General features: G+C 44.5%; 17 protein-coding genes. 4 read left to right on the forward strand and 13 right to left on the reverse strand.

The genetic code is table 11. The features are described from left to right. Positions 1 to 50: 50 nt before the first annotated feature. From R7Q46_RS22465 to R7Q46_RS22500, 8 genes are all read right to left on the reverse strand, one after another. A complete protein-coding gene (locus R7Q46_RS22465) occupies positions 51 to 362 on the reverse strand; it encodes a hypothetical protein (RefSeq protein WP_213871966.1) in 312 nt (103 codons plus the stop codon). 141 nt (positions 363 to 503) lie between these two features. Then, positions 504 to 920 (reverse strand): hypothetical protein, encoded by a 417-nt coding sequence (locus R7Q46_RS22470; protein WP_213871965.1) that lies wholly within the window; start codon positions 918 to 920, stop codon positions 504 to 506. Between the two features lie 164 nt (positions 921 to 1084). Further along, the gene (secF, locus tag R7Q46_RS22475) at positions 1085 to 2032 is read right to left on the reverse strand and encodes a protein translocase subunit SecF (protein ID WP_005383689.1); all 948 of its coding nucleotides are present in this window, start codon (positions 2030 to 2032) and stop codon (positions 1085 to 1087) included. A gap of 14 nt (positions 2033 to 2046) precedes the next feature. After that, positions 2047 to 3903, reverse strand: a complete 1857-nt coding sequence (secD, locus tag R7Q46_RS22480; RefSeq protein WP_005381724.1) for a protein translocase subunit SecD — start codon at positions 3901 to 3903, stop codon at positions 2047 to 2049. A 21-nt stretch (positions 3904 to 3924) separates the two neighbouring features. After that, entirely contained in the window at positions 3925 to 4254 is a 330-nt protein-coding gene (yajC, locus tag R7Q46_RS22485; protein ID WP_005381725.1) for a preprotein translocase subunit YajC, read from the reverse strand. A 177-nt stretch (positions 4255 to 4431) separates the two neighbouring features. Then, a complete protein-coding gene (tgt, locus tag R7Q46_RS22490; protein ID WP_005381727.1) occupies positions 4432 to 5568 on the reverse strand; it encodes a tRNA guanosine(34) transglycosylase Tgt in 1137 nt (378 codons plus the stop codon). A gap of 147 nt (positions 5569 to 5715) precedes the next feature. Continuing rightward, positions 5716 to 6768, reverse strand: a complete 1053-nt coding sequence (queA, locus tag R7Q46_RS22495; RefSeq protein ID WP_005381728.1) for a tRNA preQ1(34) S-adenosylmethionine ribosyltransferase-isomerase QueA — start codon at positions 6766 to 6768, stop codon at positions 5716 to 5718. Between the two features lie 268 nt (positions 6769 to 7036). Next, the gene (locus R7Q46_RS22500; RefSeq protein WP_213868841.1) at positions 7037 to 8203 is read right to left on the reverse strand and encodes a trypsin-like serine protease; all 1167 of its coding nucleotides are present in this window, start codon (positions 8201 to 8203) and stop codon (positions 7037 to 7039) included. A 312-nt stretch (positions 8204 to 8515) separates the two neighbouring features. Between R7Q46_RS22500 and R7Q46_RS22505 the strand changes: the two genes are divergently transcribed. Continuing rightward, positions 8516 to 8965, forward strand: coding sequence for a CBS domain-containing protein (locus R7Q46_RS22505; RefSeq protein ID WP_017820562.1), 450 nt, complete (start codon positions 8516 to 8518; stop codon positions 8963 to 8965). 123 nt (positions 8966 to 9088) lie between these two features. On the opposite strand, the gene aceA is transcribed toward R7Q46_RS22505, so the two are convergent. The 3 genes from aceA to R7Q46_RS22520 form a co-directional block, all read right to left on the reverse strand. Beyond that, positions 9089 to 10402, reverse strand: coding sequence for an isocitrate lyase (gene aceA, locus R7Q46_RS22510; RefSeq protein WP_005381733.1), 1314 nt, complete (start codon positions 10400 to 10402; stop codon positions 9089 to 9091). A 120-nt stretch (positions 10403 to 10522) separates the two neighbouring features. Further along, the gene (gene aceB / locus R7Q46_RS22515; RefSeq protein WP_017820561.1) at positions 10523 to 12151 is read right to left on the reverse strand and encodes a malate synthase A; all 1629 of its coding nucleotides are present in this window, start codon (positions 12149 to 12151) and stop codon (positions 10523 to 10525) included. A 606-nt stretch (positions 12152 to 12757) separates the two neighbouring features. Beyond that, entirely contained in the window at positions 12758 to 13663 is a 906-nt protein-coding gene (locus tag R7Q46_RS22520; RefSeq protein WP_005383681.1) for a hydrogen peroxide-inducible genes activator, read from the reverse strand. Between the two features lie 199 nt (positions 13664 to 13862). On the opposite strand from R7Q46_RS22520, the gene R7Q46_RS22525 reads away from it, so the two are divergent. The 3 genes from R7Q46_RS22525 to ppk2 all read left to right on the forward strand — a co-directional run bounded on the left by R7Q46_RS22525 (position 13863) and on the right by ppk2 (position 16348). Then, a complete protein-coding gene (locus tag R7Q46_RS22525) occupies positions 13863 to 14474 on the forward strand; it encodes a peroxiredoxin C (protein WP_005381738.1) in 612 nt (203 codons plus the stop codon). 283 nt (positions 14475 to 14757) lie between these two features. After that, positions 14758 to 15501: a copper homeostasis protein CutC gene (locus R7Q46_RS22530; RefSeq protein WP_238762455.1), complete on the forward strand. Its 744-nt coding sequence runs from the start codon at positions 14758 to 14760 to the stop codon at positions 15499 to 15501. Positions 15502 to 15571: 70 nt separating this feature from the next. After that, positions 15572 to 16348, forward strand: a complete 777-nt coding sequence (gene ppk2 / locus R7Q46_RS22535; RefSeq protein WP_054575098.1) for a polyphosphate kinase 2 — start codon at positions 15572 to 15574, stop codon at positions 16346 to 16348. Positions 16349 to 16410: 62 nt separating this feature from the next. On the opposite strand, the gene phoU is transcribed toward ppk2, so the two are convergent. Together phoU and pstB are read right to left on the reverse strand one after the other, a co-directional pair. Then, on the reverse strand, positions 16411 to 17109 hold the full coding sequence (gene phoU, locus R7Q46_RS22540) for a phosphate signaling complex protein PhoU (RefSeq protein ID WP_005381744.1): 699 nt from the start codon (positions 17107 to 17109) through the stop codon (positions 16411 to 16413). Positions 17110 to 17139: 30 nt separating this feature from the next. Continuing rightward, positions 17140 to 17958 (reverse strand): phosphate ABC transporter ATP-binding protein PstB, encoded by an 819-nt coding sequence (gene pstB / locus R7Q46_RS22545; RefSeq protein WP_005381745.1) that lies wholly within the window; start codon positions 17956 to 17958, stop codon positions 17140 to 17142. Between the last annotated feature and the right edge of the window lies 1 nt (position 17959).

The raw sequence follows: 17959 nt of genomic DNA on the forward strand, positions 1-17959 counted from the left end.
CCCGTCACGCTGATGACTTTAGAAAGCCCCGCTCAATGAGCGGGGCTTTTTTATTTCGAACAATCAGCCTGTTTGTAGAAACGGTCGTAGTCAGCTAAGTGGTCTATTTTTACGTGCTTAACCTTCCATACTTGTTCCTTCATTAAAAACTGCAGCGAAACCGTGACTGGCTGGTATACATCACCAAAGCCGTTTACAGAAAGACATCCAACTCCTCCATCCTCACTGTATTCTTCAAAGTAAGACAGCTCTGTAACCAAACTTGATGGGATAGATGATAAAAATGGAAATTGATGACCAAATTTTATTGGGTGAGACTTAATACTGTTCAGCTCTTCAATCGATAGATTTGGTCCTGCCATAGCTTCTACCACCTCTATATACTGCATCTTGTATAAATTATTACGTATATCAAGGTAAGTATCGTGGAGTGGACTTGCGATGCAGGGCGTTGAAACACATAGTAAAACCGGAATAGGTAGAATTCTATTTAGCATAACCAACTAAACCCCAGCTTCACGGAGCGCTTGATCAATTTTACTCGGCTTAAATCTGTACTTACAAAGCCCCCACTCGCACTGCTCTAAAAGCTCTCGGACATTTACCTGCCCAGTAACACCAAAGGAAACAACACCAAAAAGAGAAACACTCCTACTGTATGTCAAAACACCATCACGAGTAGTTTTAAAAGTAACAGAAACGGCTTTTAATTTTATGCCCAGCTCTTCAACCATTTCTTTTGAAACTTCAAACTTAGTAAATCCAAGCTCACCAGATAAAATTACTTTACCTGACTCATCAACTGCTAACTTGAACCTTTTCCCTCCAGTAACTAGCTTGGTGGTAACGCCTTTATTGTGCTTGTAAGAAATCTCTACAAACTTCAGTAACTGTACTTTTATTTCAGCTTGCCTTGACATTATTTCCTCCCGAAATTGTTGAACATACTTCCGATATTCAACTCAAGCAAAAAACTACAATTCAAGCTGGAAGTACCTCAAAAAAAAATGAAACTTTCAAATCTATCAGGCATAAAAAAACCGCTGATTGTTCAGCGGTTTTTGTTTTCGGTTCTCAATCTGCCTTATGGCATTTCGTCGAACTCTGCACCTTCTTTTTCTACTTGAGGTGGCATCAAGTGCTCTTTCTGGATACCCAGTTTTAGAGCCAGTGCTGATGCTACGTAGATAGAAGAGTAAGTACCTACAGTGATACCGAGTAAAAGTGCGGTTGCAAAGCCGTGAATCATAGCACCACCCTGCATGAACAGTGCAATTACCACGAACAGCGTCGTACCAGATGTAATCAATGTACGGCTCAACGTTTGAGTGATTGAGGCGTCCATAATGTCTGAAGGTTCACCCTTACGCATCTTACGGAAGTTTTCACGAATCCGGTCAAATACAACGATGGTATCGTTGAGTGAGTAGCCCACAACCGTCAGTAGCGCAGCTACGATGGTCAGGTCAACTTCAATTTGTAGAAACGAGAAGACACCTAGCGTGATAATAATATCGTGAGCCAATGCCATTACCGCACCAGCCGCTAGACGCCATTCAAATCGCATCGATACATAAAGCAGGATACAGATCAGCGATACCAAGATCGCTAGACCACCAGCTTCTGTTAGCTCATCACCAACGTTGGGACCTACGAACTCAATACGACGCATTTCTACGCTTTCGCCAGTACCATCTTTGATAGCACCAATGATTTGGTTACCTAGCGTTTCACCAGAAACGTCATCACGTGGACGAAGACGGACCATGACTTCACGAGCACTACCGAAGTTTTGTACTGTCGCATCGCCAAAGCCTTTTGAATCTAGTGCTGCACGAATCTCTTCAAGGTTTGCTGGCTGTTCAAAACCGACCTCGATAAGAGTACCGCCAGTGAAATCTAGACCCCAATTAAGCCACTTGGTTGACAAAGTGAAGATAGAAGCAGCAATCATTATAATTGAAAAAACGAATGCTACTTTCGACCAACGCATAAAGCCGATCGTCTTCTCTGCTTTTAGAATTTGAAACATATTAATTCCCAGCCTTAGATCGACAATTTATCAACGCGTTTGCCACCGTAGATCAGGTTCACGATACAACGTGTACCAATAATGGCGGTGAACATTGAAGTTAAGATACCGATAGATAGAGTAACTGCGAAACCTTTCACCGCACCTGTACCGACCGCAAATAGAATGATTGCAGTAATTAGTGTTGTGATGTTCGCATCAGCAATCGTGCTGAATGCATTCGCGTAACCTTGGTGAATCGCTTGTTGTGGACTACGTCCATCACGAATTTCTTCACGGATACGCTCGAAGATCAGTACGTTCGCATCAACCGCCATACCGACTGTTAACACGATACCGGCTATCCCTGGAAGCGTCATGGTAGCGCCTGGAATCATCGACATAACACCAATGATAAGCACCAAGTTTGCCATTAGAGCGATGTTTGCAATCAAACCAAAGCCGCGGTAGTAAAGCAGCGTAAATAGCATTACGGCAACCATACCCCAGATACATGCTTGGATACCCATATCGATGTTTTGCTGGCCCATTGATGGACCAATGGTACGTTCTTCAACGATAGAGATAGGTGCAATCAGTGCACCAGCACGTAGTAAAAGTGCTAGGTTGTGTGCTTCTGCAGCAGAGTCGATACCTGTGATACGGAAGTTACGACCAAGAGCCGATTGAATCGTTGCTTGGTTGATGACTTCTTCATGCTTATCCAGAATAACTTTGCCTTCAGGCGTACGACGGCCACTGTCTTTGTATTCTGCAAACACGGTAGCCATTAGCTTACCAATGTTCTTCTTAGAGAACGCAGACATCTTATTACCACCTTCGCTGTCTAGCGAGATGTTAACTTGTGGACGACCATATTCATCAACACTTGAGCTTGCATCTGTGATGCTTTGACCGCCAAGAATAACGCGCTTCTTAAGCACAACTGGGCGACCATCACGGTCCATCTTGATTTCACTACCTGCTGGCGCACGACCATTTGCCGCTGCCGATAGGTCAGCTTTATCATCAACTTCACGGAATTCAAGCGTCGCCGTAGCTCCGAGAATTTCTTTTGCACGAGCAGTGTCTTGAACACCAGGCAGTTCAACCACAATGCGACTAGCACCTTGACGTTGAACCAATGGTTCCGCAACACCTAGTTCGTTGACACGATTACGCAAAATCGTAATGTTTTGCTCAACAGCATAGTTACGGATCTCTTGTAAACGTTGCTCAGTAAAAGTGGCAGTAAGAGCGTAACGGCCATTTGAATCAGAATCGACAAAAATCATGTCCGGGTGATTCTTTTCTAGCGTTGCTTTCGCTTCTGCTAATTGCTCTTCGTTACGCAACAACACTTCTACCGCTTCTTTTCCAGAAGGGCGGATTGCACGGTAACGAATCTTGGCGTCACGAAGTTCGCTACGGAAAGCTTCTTCTTGTTGACCAACAAGCTTTTCCATCGCTGCATCCATATCCACTTCCATTAAGAAGTGAACACCACCGCGAAGGTCAAGACCTAGCTTCAATGGTGACGCGCCAATCGCTTCTAGCCAATCGGGTGTAGAAGGTGCAAGGTTAAGTGCAACAATTGTGTCTTTGCCTAGCGCTTCGCTGATGACATCACGAGCACTGATTTGTGTGTCAGTGTCGTTAAAACGAACAAGAATTGATCCATCTTCGAGAGCAATGGATTTATGAGAAAGTTGCTCTTTGTTAAGAGCAGTAGTGACAGCATCCAGCGTTGACATATCTACAGAGGCGCCACGCGCCCCTGTAACTTGAATAGCCGGATCTTCACCGTAGATATTTGGAAGTGCGTATAACGCAGCGGTGATGATGGCAAAAAGCACCATCAAGTACTTCCATAATGGATAACGGTTTAGCACAGCGAGGATCCTTTAGCTGTTTTATAGAGACTTAAGCGTACCTTTTGGTAGCACTGCAGTGATGAAGTCTTTCTTGATTACTACTTCATTGTTCGCGTTAAGCTCAATTGAAATGTAGTCATTGTCTTCAGCAATCTTAGTGATTTTACCCACTAGGCCACCGCTAGTTAAAACTTCGTCGCCTTTGCCCATAGAAGCCATTAGGTTTTTGTGTTCTTTTACGCGTTTCGCTTGTGGGCGATAAATCATGAAGTAAAAGATCACTGCGAACATGCCAAGCATGATTAGCATTTCAAAACCACCGCCTGCTGGCGCGCCTTCTGCTGCTGCGTGAGCCTGAGAAATAAACATTAAAACATCCTCATTATATTTTATTGATAATCAAACAAATTGGGCTTTCGCATTTTAGATTCAAGTCTGAGAGTAACTAATAGAGATCGCTCTCTCAAAAATAACGTGCGTTAGCCTACTTTATTAGCAAAAGCCTCTGGCGACATGCCAAAGGCTTTAATTCTTTTAGTTTTTCAATTACTGCTCTTTTGCTAGTGGTGGCACTTCACGGCCACGACGCTCATAGAACTCAGTAACAAATTCATCGAAGCGATCTTCATCAATTGCTTTACGAATGCTTTCCATCAGACGTTGGTAGTAACGCAGGTTATGGATTGTATTCAAGCGAGCGCCTAAGATTTCATTACAACGCTCTAAATGGTGAAGGTACGACTTGCTGTAGTTTTGACAAGTGTAACAGTCACAATGCGGATCCAATGGTGTTGTATCCGTTTTATGTTTCGCATTACGGATCTTGATCACACCACCAGTCACAAATAAGTGACCATTACGTGCGTTACGCGTTGGCATTACACAGTCAAACATGTCGATACCACGACGAACACCTTCAACCAAGTCTTCTGGCTTACCTACGCCCATCAAGTAGCGAGGTTTGTCTTCAGGAAGTTGAGGACAAGTATGCTCAAGAATACGGTGCATGTCTTCTTTAGGCTCACCTACTGCCAAACCACCAACCGCGTAACCGTCAAAACCGATTTCCGTTAGACCTTTTACCGACACATCACGTAAATCTTCGTAAACACCACCTTGGACAATACCAAATAGGTTGTTCGGGTTTTCTAGCTTCTCGAAGTGGTCACGTGAACGCTGTGCCCAGCGTAATGACATTTCCATCGATTTCTTCGCTTCATCGTGTGTCGCTGGGTAAGGCGTACACTCGTCAAAAATCATAACGATGTCAGAGCCCAGGTCTTTTTGAATTTCCATCGACTTTTCTGCGTCCATGAAAATCTTGTCACCGTTTACTGGGTTACGAAAGTGAACACCTTCTTCAGTGATCGTACGCATCTTACCAAGGCTGAATACTTGAAAGCCGCCTGAATCAGTAAGAATAGGACCGTGCCAGTTCATAAAATCGTGCAGGTCACCGTGCATTTTCATCACTTCTTGACCAGGACGTAGCCACAGGTGGAACGTATTACCTAGCAGAATTTCTGCACCAGTACCTTTTACTTCTTCTGGTGTCATACCTTTAACGGTACCGTAAGTACCTACTGGCATGAACGCAGGAGTTTGAACAGTGCCGCGTTCGAAAGTCAGTTGACCACGACGTGCATTGCCGTTTTTCTTCTTAAGATCGAATTTTAATTTCACGATGCCTCCGGGTGTCAGAGAAACAGTCTGACTGAGTGTTTAGGGCTCTACCCTACTTTAAGGAGCGGTCGCTTTTCCTTGCGAGAGACAAAGCAATGGATGCTTTATTTCCTAGCTTACTGCTAGCACTCGTAAATCTATTTTTAACTACGCCGTTTTCTTCTTGATGAACATTGAATCGCCATACGAGAAGAAACGGTATTTGTTTTCCACCGCATGTTTGTAAGCATTCATGGTGTTCTCGTATCCAGCAAATGCACTCACCAACATGATCAGTGTTGATTCAGGCAAGTGGAAGTTTGTGATCAAGCAATCCACTAGCTGATATTCGTAACCAGGGAAAATAAAGATTTCAGTATCGCCAAAGAATGGGGCCAGCTCAGTCCCTTTTTGCAATGCGTCTTGCGCTGCACTTTCAAGTGAACGCACAGATGTGGTACCAACAGCAATAATTCGTCCGCCACGCGCTTTCGTCGCTTTAATTGCTTCGACGACTTCTTGTGGTACTTCTACGTACTCGGCATGCATGTGGTGATCGTTGATATTTTCCACTTTTACCGGCTGGAATGTACCCGCCCCAACGTGCAAAGTAACGTAAGCAAACTCTGCACCTTTCGCTTTGATTTTCTCCAAGAGAACATCATCAAAGTGAAGGCCCGCTGTAGGTGCCGCAACCGCACCTGGCTTTTGATTATATACCGTTTGGTAACGCTCTTTATCTGCATCTTCGTCTGGACGGTCGATGTAAGGAGGAAGCGGCATATGGCCGATTTCTTCCAGAATTTCTAGTACCGTCTTATCAGAACTAAATTTCAGTTCAAATAAAGCATCATGGCGTGCAACCATCTCTGCTGAATATTCATCATTCTCGCCAACAATAATGGTTGTACCTGGTTTTGGTGATTTAGAGCAACGAACGTGCGCGAGGATGCTTTTCTCATCCAACATGCGCTCCACTAGCACTTCTAATTTACCGCCCGATTCCTTGCGGCCAAAAAGACGAGCAGGAATAACACGAGTATTATTAAACACCACTAAGTCACCGGGTTGAACTTGGCCCAATACATCAGTAAATGTGCCATCAATGAGCTCTCCGGTATTGCCGTCCATTTGCAGCAGTCGGCTAGCGGTACGCTCTGGTTGAGGGTAGCGAGCGATGAGTTCATCTGGAAGGTCGAAATGGAAATCTGATACTTGCATGTTACTTGTCTTATCTATTGGTCAAATCACGTCTAGGCGACGATAAAATTGCGACGAGTTTTTCGCAGCAGACTAGTATATGTTTACATGCTGCAATAGCAAGCAAATCACCAGAATATAGCAGTAAAAGCCATGGTGAAGAGTGTAATAAAACGTGAAAAGCCTCGATGACTTGGCACTATTTTTAATTTGAGCCCCAAAGAGAGAACATGAAAAAAGCAAAGCAACGTATACCGCTGCTTATTAGTTTGGCATTCCAATCGCCCTATCAAACCTCACGCTTTCGCCACAAGAATAACGGCACGAATAAACCCAATAACCAAAACCCTAGACTGCCACCTTCATCATCTGAGCCTTTGAAATCACAGTTATTGGTCGCAATGCCATCGTGACACTCTTTATTGTCACCACTTTCATTGTTAGCACTTTTGATAAAATTCGGCGCAATGATGTAACGACTTGGTGGCGCATCGGCAGTGATGTAAGACTGTACCCAGTCGTAATAGTGGCTCACCTTGGTATAGAAACTTGGGATCGTCAAAGAGCCACACGTTGGTAGAATAAGAGGGCCGCCACTAACAATACCAATTTGTTTGCCGGTCGCCACATCGACCAACGGGCCACCACTGTCACCTTTACATGCAGAGTTGCCATATTGGGTATGGCTATCCGGCTCCAATACATGGTTTTGTGTTGGTAGCGTACAGATTTTGGTTTGGTTTTCTCTTGAGTCGATAATCCCCGGAAAACTGCTGCCAATTTCTAAACGCTCATAACATTTGTCGATGGGTAAAAATGTACTAATGGTGGTTTTGAGCGTATTGGAAGGTTCAGAAGCATCCGGCTGAGTGGTCCCCCACCCAAACACTTGCACATTTTCGACACGTTGATTGGTCAGGTAATTATCGTTCCAATCCGCCACCAAACGTGCTTCGATACTCTCCATGTCAACTTTACTCGCTAGGTCAGCAAAGCTCGCGTTTGCCACTGGGCGCGTGAGATACAGCAACGCGATGTCTGAATCTAAACCGGTTTGGATAGGTTTCACGTTGCCATTACTGTCGGTCTCAGCTTTTGAAATCCGGGTGTAATCCGGATGAACCACAACGTGAGACACCGGATAGAAGTTATCAAGCCCTGAAGAATTAAGTTCATACACATTCGCATTCACCGACAGCTCACCCGGCGGGGTCACATAGTAGCTTGCTTCATTGGTTCCTTGTCCCATCACCACACAGTGCGCCGCAGTCAGTACCCATTGCTCTGTCAGCATCGTTCCACCACACAGCGGAAACTCTGCCATATTACTTGCTCGCAAAGTAACGCGGTCAACAGGATCGGTTTGTTCATCTCCTAACACAATCGCCTGTGTTGATGGCACACTGAATGCCGCCACTGCCAGCGCAATAAGTTTGTTACACGTTGTTCGTTTCATCTAGGTTGCTGTCTTCAATTTGGTAAGCCTGGACGTATCTTCTTCGAGAGAAGAATCTTGGAAAATCCAGCGAATAAAAATGTGCGATTCAATTCATTGGATTACCTTGGGAACACATTCAATATCAACTAAAAATGCCAACTGACTCGCACACAAACCGACTTATTCAAATTAATAAAAACACCAATAAAACACAGATTACGCAGCCCATCAGCATTGTGCTATTTAATTGATGAAAAACGAGTTAGCTCCCAGATATACAGAAAAATATTCTCTATATTTAAGAGAAGGACAATGCCGCTGGAGGTCTCTATGATCAAGGTTGAAGACATGATGACTCGTAATCCTCATACCTTACTGCGCACGCACACCTTGCGTGATGCAAAAAGCATGATGGATGCGCTTGATATTCGACACATTCCGGTTGTTGATGCCAATAACCACTTACAAGGCTTGGTGACTCAACGCGACATTCTTGCTGCTCAAGAATCGAGCTTGCACCCAGATGAGGCTGAACAATCTTTTACTTTAGACACACCGCTCTACGAAATGATGCACACCAATATCATGACGGCAGAGCCTATCGCGGGGCTCAAAGAGAGCGCTATCTATATGCAAAAGCATAAAGTTGGCTGTCTACCTGTTGTCACCAAAGGTCGATTGGTCGGCATCATTACTGACAGTGACTTTGTGACCATTGCGATTAACTTATTGGAACTGCAAGAAGAAGTGGAACCCGAAGAAATCGAGCAGGAAGAGTAGTACGCAAGCGTATTCTCTTTGTTGTAAGTTTCGTTTTTACACCGGTTAAACGAAAAAAGAGCGGCAGGGTTGCCGCTCAAAATGCCATTACTGACGCTGATTAAGGAAGTGTTTCTCTGCCAATTAGAATTGGTCTTCTTCGGTCGAACCTGTCAATGCTGTCACTGAAGAGTTACCACCTTGGATAGTATTGGTCATTCTATCGAAGTAACCTGTACCTACTTCTTGTTGGTGCGCAACAAACGTATAGCCTTTTTCAGCTGCTTGGAATTCAGGACGCTGAACTTTCTCAACATAATGACGCATACCTTCACCTTGAGCGTAAGCGTGCGCCAGTTCAAACATGTTGAACCACATGTTGTGAATGCCTGCTAGCGTGATGAATTGGTACTTGTAGCCCATGTCTGCAAGCTCTTGTTGGAACTTAGCAATGGTTTCTGCATCTAGGTTTTTCTCCCAGTTGAATGAAGGCGAGCAGTTGTACGCCAACAATTGATCTGGGTATTCAGCGTGAATTGCTTCTGCAAACTTACGTGCTTCTTCCAAACATGGCGTAGCCGTTTCACACCAAATCAAGTCTGCATATGGTGCGTAAGCCAGGCCGCGAGAGATAGCTTGGTCGATACCCGCGCGAACGCGGTAGAAACCTTCTTGAGTACGCTCACCTTCGATGAAGTCTTTATCATATGGATCGCAATCTGAAGTAATGAGATCCGCCGCATTCGCATCAGTACGAGCAATAACTAATGTTGTTGTACCCGCTACGTCAGCAGCCAAACGAGCTGCAACGAGCTTTTGTACCGCTTCTTGCGTAGGAACTAATACCTTACCACCCATATGGCCACACTTTTTCACCGATGCTAACTGGTCTTCAAAGTGAACGCCCGCGGCACCGGCTTCGATCATCGATTTCATTAGTTCGTAAGCGTTAAGCACACCACCAAAGCCCGCTTCAGCATCCGCTACGATAGGTAGGAAGTAATCAATACCACCTTCATCTTCAGGCGTCTTACCAGCAGCCCACTGAATTTGGTCTGCACGACGGAATGAGTTGTTGATGCGTTTTACTACTGACGGTACAGAATCTACTGGGTAAAGAGATTGGTCTGGATACATCGTCGAAGCGGTGTTGTTATCCGCCGCTACCTGCCAGCCTGACAAGTAAATCGCTTCAATACCTGCTTTAGCTTGTTGAACCGCTTGACCACCCGTTAGCGCACCAAGACAGTTTACGTAACCTTTTTTCGCACTACCGTTGACCAGTGACCAAAGTTTGTCTGCACCACGTTGTGCAATTGTATTTGCAGGCACCATAGAGCCACGCAGTTCCACCACTTCCTCGGCAGTGTAAGTACGCTTCACATTTTTCCAGCGTGGATTAGTTGCCCAGTCTTTTTCCAGAGCTTCAATTTGTTGGCGGCGAGTTAAGTTAGTCATTGGTCTATCCCTCTTTATAATTTGCACTTTATGCGTGTGCGTTGAGTTTCCGTTCTCAGGCAGTACTTCCCTATCTGCCTTGAAAATCCTTCACGTTATTGGTGTTACAGTTATTCTTTATTAATCCAGGTAGTCATAACCAGGAACTGTCAAAAAGTTGGTCAGTTCATCGCTCGTCGTGAGCCTTGCCATTAAGTCTGCTGCTTCTTCAAATCGACCCGCATGGTAGCGCTGCTCGCCAATTTCTTGCTTCACGACTTCAATCTCCTCTTTGAGATAGAGCTCGAACAGCTCTTTAGTGACCTTTAATCCGTTGTCTAGCGACTTGCCGTGTTGAATCCATTGCCAGATAGAGGCGCGTGAGATTTCTGCCGTTGCTGCGTCTTCCATCAGTCCGTAAATCGGCACACAACCATTGCCAGAAATCCAAGCTTCGATGTATTGCAGCGCAACGCGAATATTGTGGCGCATTCCGCCTTCAGTGCGCTCGCCTTCACAAGGCTCAAGCAGTTCAGCTGCTGTAATAGGCGCATCCTCTGCACGGCTCACATCCAACTGGTTGGTGCGTTCACCCAGCACAGCACTAAAGACTTCCATAGCAGTGTCAGCCAAACCTGGATGAGCCACCCAAGTACCGTCGTGGCCGTTGTTAGCTTCTAACGATTTGTCAGTCTGGATCTTGTCTAATACTTTTTGATTCTCTTTCGGGTCTTTAGCTGGGATAAATGCGGCCATTCCTCCCATCGCGAAAGCACCTCGTTTATGGCAAGTACGTACCAATAATCGCGAGTAAGCGTTTAAGAATGGCTTGTCCATCGTTACCACTTGGCGATCTGGCAGTACTCGGTCTGAGTGTTTTTTCAATGTTTTGATATAGCTAAAGATGTAATCCCAGCGACCACAGTTCAAACCAACGATGTGTTCTTTAAGCGAGAACAGAATCTCGTCCATTTCAAATACCGCTGGTAAGGTTTCAATCAGCACAGTCGCTTTGATGGTGCCTGTATCCAAACCGAAATAGTCTTCCGTGAAATGGAACACTTCGCTCCACCACTTCGCTTCGTGATGCGATTGCAGTTTTGGAAGGTAGAAATAAGGGCCACTGCCTTTTTGAAGTAACGCTTTGTAGTTGTTATAGAAATACAGAGCGAAATCGAATAGCGCACCTGGAATGATCTGACCGTGCCACGTAACGTGTTTTTCTTTTAAATGAAGGCCGCGAACACGGCAGATCAACACCGCTGGGTCATCTTCCAGCTGATAATGTTTGCCATTGCCAGGATTGGTGTAACTGATGGTGCCATTAACAGCATCGCGCAAGTTAATTTGACCATCCAGCACTTTACTCCATGCAGGAGACATTGAATCTTCGAAGTCTGCCATGAACACTTTTACATTCGCATTCAGTGCGTTAATCACCATCTTGCGGTCAGTAGGTCCGGTAATCTCCACACGGCGATCTTGCAGATCTTGTGGGATTCCTAGGATCTTCCAACTTCCTTCACGGATGTCTTGTGTCTCTGGTAGAAAATCTGGTAGCTCACCAGCATCAATACGTGCTTGCTTCTCTTCTCTTGCTTCCAGCAACTGTTCAACACGTCCGGCAAATTTTTCACACAGTAGAGATAAAAAGGTTTGGGCTTCAACAGGGAAAATTGCTTGATGTTCTGGAGCAACGACTCCATTCACCTCAAGCATGCCTTGGGTTTGCTTTAGTTGTTGTGTTTTTTGTTCTGTCTGAGCAAGCATAATCATTCATCCTTAACGTGCTTTATCAATCTTGGGCAGTCAGCGTAAAGCTACATTTGTAAGTTATGAACAACAAATTACATCCTTTGACTTTGTGTTCAACTCGTCTAGCCATGCCGATAGATTGCGTAATGCTACGTGTATTTTCAATCTAGACATAAGTCGTATCGGCCTTTAAATAAGCTATATCAACAAAGGGTTTAGTGAAACCCCCAATATAAACAAAACAGAAAATTCAAAGTTTTATTCCGCAAGGTAAAAACCATCTATCAAGCGCCTTATTTTGTAAGTTATTACGTAATAAAATTACATTAAATTTAAAGTCGTTTTATCATTTCAAACAAGCGTATGAATATAGACTGGTAAACAAACACCTTGTATTCACAAGGGCTGAAGAGATGGATTTAAACAGGGGTCAAACAAGGTATGCAGGGCTTTGTGTAAAATTAACATTGTGAAATTTCACTATTTTATGAAAGCTTCATCAAAGAAGAGCTGTAAAATTTTACAAGTCAAAGTTTACCAACAGAATAAAATACTAGAAAGCGCACTGTTTCCAGTGCGCTTTTAGATAAATAATGGAGAAGTAAGGGCTAATACTAATAGCTAAAGCAGCTCTGAAACGACTTCTGCAAGTTGATTAAATGTTTTCGTTCTTGACGAGCTCGGACGCCAAACTAAGCCGATTTCGCGATAAGCTTGTTTACCAGGAGGATCGATCACGACTAAATTCTGGTTATGCAGCAAGCCATGGTCGATAGCCATTTGAGGAATGAACGTTGTTCCCAAACCATTCGCAACCATTTGCACCAGTGTATGGAGGCTGGTTGCCGTAAACGGATTGATTTTTTCTTTGTCTGTTAATTTACACGCTGATACCGCATGTTCCGTTAAGCAATGTTCTTTCTCTAGTAGAAAGACGGATTCGTCAGGTAAATCCGCGTAACGAATCGGCACAGGGACCGATTGGGCTTGATTAGCGCTTATAACCATTCGAAACGGATCCTTACCCACTACTCGGCTTTCCATGCCATCAATTTCGACTGGTAACGCTAAAATAAGCACATCCAGCTCACCATGTCTGAGCGCTTGAAGTAAGTTTGTCGTCGTGTCTTCTCTTAATAAAAGATTCAGTTGTGGAAAACGGTAGTTCACCTCTTGTACCAAATCACACAGTAAAAACGGAGCAATTGTTGGTATACATCCTACTTTTAGCTGGCCTTGCATATCGTCGCCTTGGCACATACGTCCAAGTTCGACCAAATCTTGCCCTTTTGCTAACAGCTCTCGCCCCTGCTTTACTACCATTTCTCCTGTTTGAGTAAAAACCAGTGGACTTTTCTTATCTTTCTTTTCATATAAGGGACAACCTATCAATTCCTCTAAGTTTTGAATACCCTTACTTAAAGTCGACTGACTGACAAAACAACGCTCTGCAGCGTCACTAAAATGTCTTGTTTCATGCAGTGTGACTAAATAGTGTAACTGCTTCAAACTGGGCCATTTATTCATAATTGTATTTGTATCTACCGCCGTTCCAGTGATCGAGTTAAGAGTTTTGTTATTATCGTTTTTTTCGATTAACTCAATCTATTTATTTCGCTTTTTTCAATACTACAATCTGTACTATAGTTTGTCTCGTACAAACACGAACCAAACCGACACAACTGAATTCGGTTTGGAGCTAACCATACTTTTTAGGAGCAAAAAAATGGTACTAGTAGGTCGTCAAGCCCCTGATTTTACTGCAGCAGCTGTTCTAGGTAACGGTGAAATCGTTGAAAACTTCAACTTTGCAGAGTTCACTAAAGGTAAGAAAGCAGTAGTATTCTTCTACCCACTAGATTTCACTTTCGTTTGCCCATCTGAGCTAATCGCATTCGACAACCGTCTAGCTGACTTCCAAGCTAAAGGTGTTGAAGTAATCGGTGTTTCTATCGATTCTCAGTTCTCTCACAACGCATGGCGTAACACTGCTATCGAAGATGGCGGTATCGGTCAAGTTAAGTACCCACTAGTTGCTGACGTTAAGCACGAAATCTGTAAAGCTTACGACGTTGAGCACCCAGAAGCAGGCGTTGCTTTCCGTGGTTCTTTCCTAATCGACGAAGAAGGCGTTGTACGTCACCAAGTAGTTAACGACCTACCACTAGGCCGTAACATCGACGAAATGCTACGCATGGTTGACGCTCTTAACTTCCACCAGAAGCACGGCGAAGTATGTCCTGCACAATGGGAAGAAGGTAAAGCAGGTATGGACGCATCTCCAAAAGGTGTTGCAGCGTTCCTATCTGAGCACGCAGCTGACCTAGGCAAAAAATAATAGACCTTCACCCTAGCTCAACGGGTGTGATGGTTGGATGTATATAAAGCAATAAGCTAATGCGGAAAACCGCAAACGCCAATCAGTCTAAGTAAAGTCCTATCAAAGCCCAGAGCCTCTGCTCTGGGCTTTCTTTTTCCTTCAGATAAACCGCCAAAATGAGGTAACGCTTTAGCGTAAACTTTACCTCTATTTATCATCCCCTCCATACAGATTCTGCTTACTGGCCCTGTTAATATCTTAGCCACAACACTTATTTGTAACGTTAGCAGGATGAATGAACGTGGTTACTCACCTAGAAGTCTGTATTGATAATATTGAATCTCTGCACTACGCCATTGCTGGCGGCGCCACTCGGATTGAACTTTGCTCCTCTTTGGCTTTAGGCGGACTAACACCCAGTTATGGCTTTATGCAGCAAGCGGCTAAGCTTTCTAGTGTTCCAGTTTATGCCATGATCCGCCCACGCCAAGGTGACTTCTTCTACAATGAAGAAGAGATCGAAATGATGCGTTGGGATATTGAAGCAGCTCACCAATCAGGCTTGAGCGGTGTCGTGTTCGGCGTGCTCACTCAAGACGGTGATATTCATATGCCTTACGCGGCTGCGCTGTGTGAATTTGCTCAAGCGCTTGGCTTAGGCGTGACCTTCCATCGTTCCTTTGACCAGTGTCGTGACGCTGAAAAAGCTTTGGAAGAAGTGATCAGCTTAGGTTGTGAACGTATTTTAACCTCCGGTCTTGCGCCTTCAGCACCACAAGGGATCGATGTGCTTAGAGCTTTGGTTAAGCAAGCCCAAGGACGCATAGCAATCATGGCGGGTGCTGGCGTTAATGCGAGTAACGTACGTGCGTTAGTAGAAGACACTCAAGTTCCTGAAATCCATCTGTCAGGCAAAACCACACGCCCTAGCCAAATGACCTTTGTTGCTGAACAAAGCAAAATGGGCGCATCCGATGTCGATGATTTTTTAATCCCCATCACAAGTACACAAGCCATTACCAATGTCGTAGCAGCTCTCAAATAGACGACCGTAACCTCACGCGCATAGCTTTTGAGTGCTAACATATTGTTTATCAAGGAGTGAGGAAAGGTGTATGTCTAAATTGAAGAAAAAGGAATACGAAAAGGAGCTCAAAAACCTTCAAGTTGAGCTCGTAAAACTTCAAGAGTGGGTCAAACACAAAGGGTTAAAAGTGGTGGTTCTGTTTGAAGGACGTGATGCTGCGGGCAAAGGCGGAGTGATAAAGCGAATTACAGAAAAGCTAAACCCGCGTGTTTGTCGCGTAGTGGCTCTGCCTGCACCGACAGAAAAAGAAAAAACGCAATGGTACTTCCAACGTTACGTCGCTCATTTACCATCTGCTGGTGAAATCGTTTTATTTGACCGAAGTTGGTATAACCGAGCAGGTGTCGAAAAAGTCATGGGGTTCTGTACTCCAGACGAATACGAGGAGTTTTTACGCTCTTGCCCTGAATTCGAGAGAATGTTGCAACGCTCTGGGATTATTCTGATTAAGTATTGGTTTTCGGTTTCAGACGAAGAGCAGGAAAAACGTTTTCTAGGTCGAATTAATACGCCGATCAAACGTTGGAAATTCAGCCCAATGGATTTAGAGTCACGTCATCGCTGGGCGGAGTATTCGGAAGCAAAAGATAAGATGTTTGCCTATACAGACACGAAAAACTGCCCTTGGTGGGTCGTCCCTTCTAATGACAAAAAGAAAGCGCGCTTGAACTGTATCAGTCATTTACTAAGCCAGATTGATTACAAAGCACTTGAGTACTCACCCATCGAATTACCTGAACTCAATAAAGAAGGTTACGTCAGAGCGCCCATTGATGATCAGACCTTCGTTCCTGATAAATATTAACGTGCTTTCCTTCTCTCTAATAAATAGGCCAGCCTAAAAGCTGGTCTATTTGTTGAAGTCAGTTACTTCAGTACGTCATCAATACTTTGATCACCTAGGTGGCGTACATCTTTCCCTTTCACAAAGTAAATAATGTATTCACAGATGTTCTGGCAGCGGTCCCCCACGCGTTCAATCGCGCGTGCCGACCACATCACTTGCAGAATATTAGGGATATTTTTTGGATCTTCCATCATGTAAGTCATCAACTGACGAATCACCGCTTCATACTCGGCGTCTAGTTTGTCATCTTGTTTATGCACCTCTGCTGCCGCTTCTACATCCATGCGGGCAAACGCATCTAAAACCTGATGCAGCATATTAATTGCCTGACGGCAGAGAGGCTCTAACGACACTTGGAATTGTCGTTCTTTTGATGATGGGCTTTCGATAGCAACGTAAGCAATGCGTGTCGCCACATCACCGATACGTTCTAAATCAGTGATCGTTTTGATGATAGCCATGATTAAGCGCAAGTCTTTTGCCGTTGGCTGACGCTTAGCAATAATGCGTGTACAGGCGTCATCGATCGAGACTTCCATCGCATTCACTTTATGATCGTCACGCACAACCTTACGCGCCAGTTCGATGTCTTCTTTATGCAAGGCTTGAATAGCATACGAAAGCTGCTGCTCTACCAAGCCTCCCATGGTTAATACATGAGTACGAATCGATTCTAGCTCTACGTTAAATTGTCCTGAAATATGACGTCCAAAGTGCATGATGTTCCTTATTCCGTATAGAGTCGCGACTTAACCGTAGCGACCCGTAATGTAATCTTCGGTCTGTTTCTTCATTGGCGAGGTGAAAATCGAGTCCGCGTCAGAGTATTCAATTAACTTACCCATATGAATGAATGCAGTATGATCGCTCACTCTCGCCGCTTGTTGCATGTTATGGGTAACGATAACGACAGTATATTGAGTCTTCAGCTCATTGATAAGCTCTTCAATAGTTAAAGTTGAGATTGGATCCAACGCTGATGTTGGCTCGTCCAATAACAGGACTTCCGGCTCAATCGCCACCGCGCGCGCAATGACCAAGCGCTGTTGCTGACCACCAGATAAGCCAAATGCGTTCTCATGCAAGCGGTCTTTTACCTCATCCCACAACGCCGCCGAGCGCAAGGATCGCTCCACTGCGTCATCTAAACTGCGGCTGTTTTTTACACCTTGTAAGCGTAAGCCATAAACTACGTTTTCATAAATAGACTTAGGAAATGGATTGGGTCTTTGAAACACCATTCCCACTCTGCGTCGAAGTGTCGCAACATCGACATTAGGATGATAAACATTCTTGCCATGGAGACGCACTTTACCTGTGACTCGACACCCTTCCACTAAGTCGTTCATGCGATTGATGCAACGTAATAACGTCGACTTTCCACACCCTGAAGGACCGATAAAAGCGGTGACTCGCCCTTTGGGAATTCGCATCGAAATATCATGCAGCGCCTGAGTTTGACCATAGAACAGATTAAGGTTCTCGATTGAGATGGCTGTTTGTTCATCCGTTAAATTATGAACATCCAATGGTGGCTCATAACCTAATGTACTATCAAAATTAAACATA

It is taken from the genome of Vibrio sp. 811, from assembly GCF_033339195.1.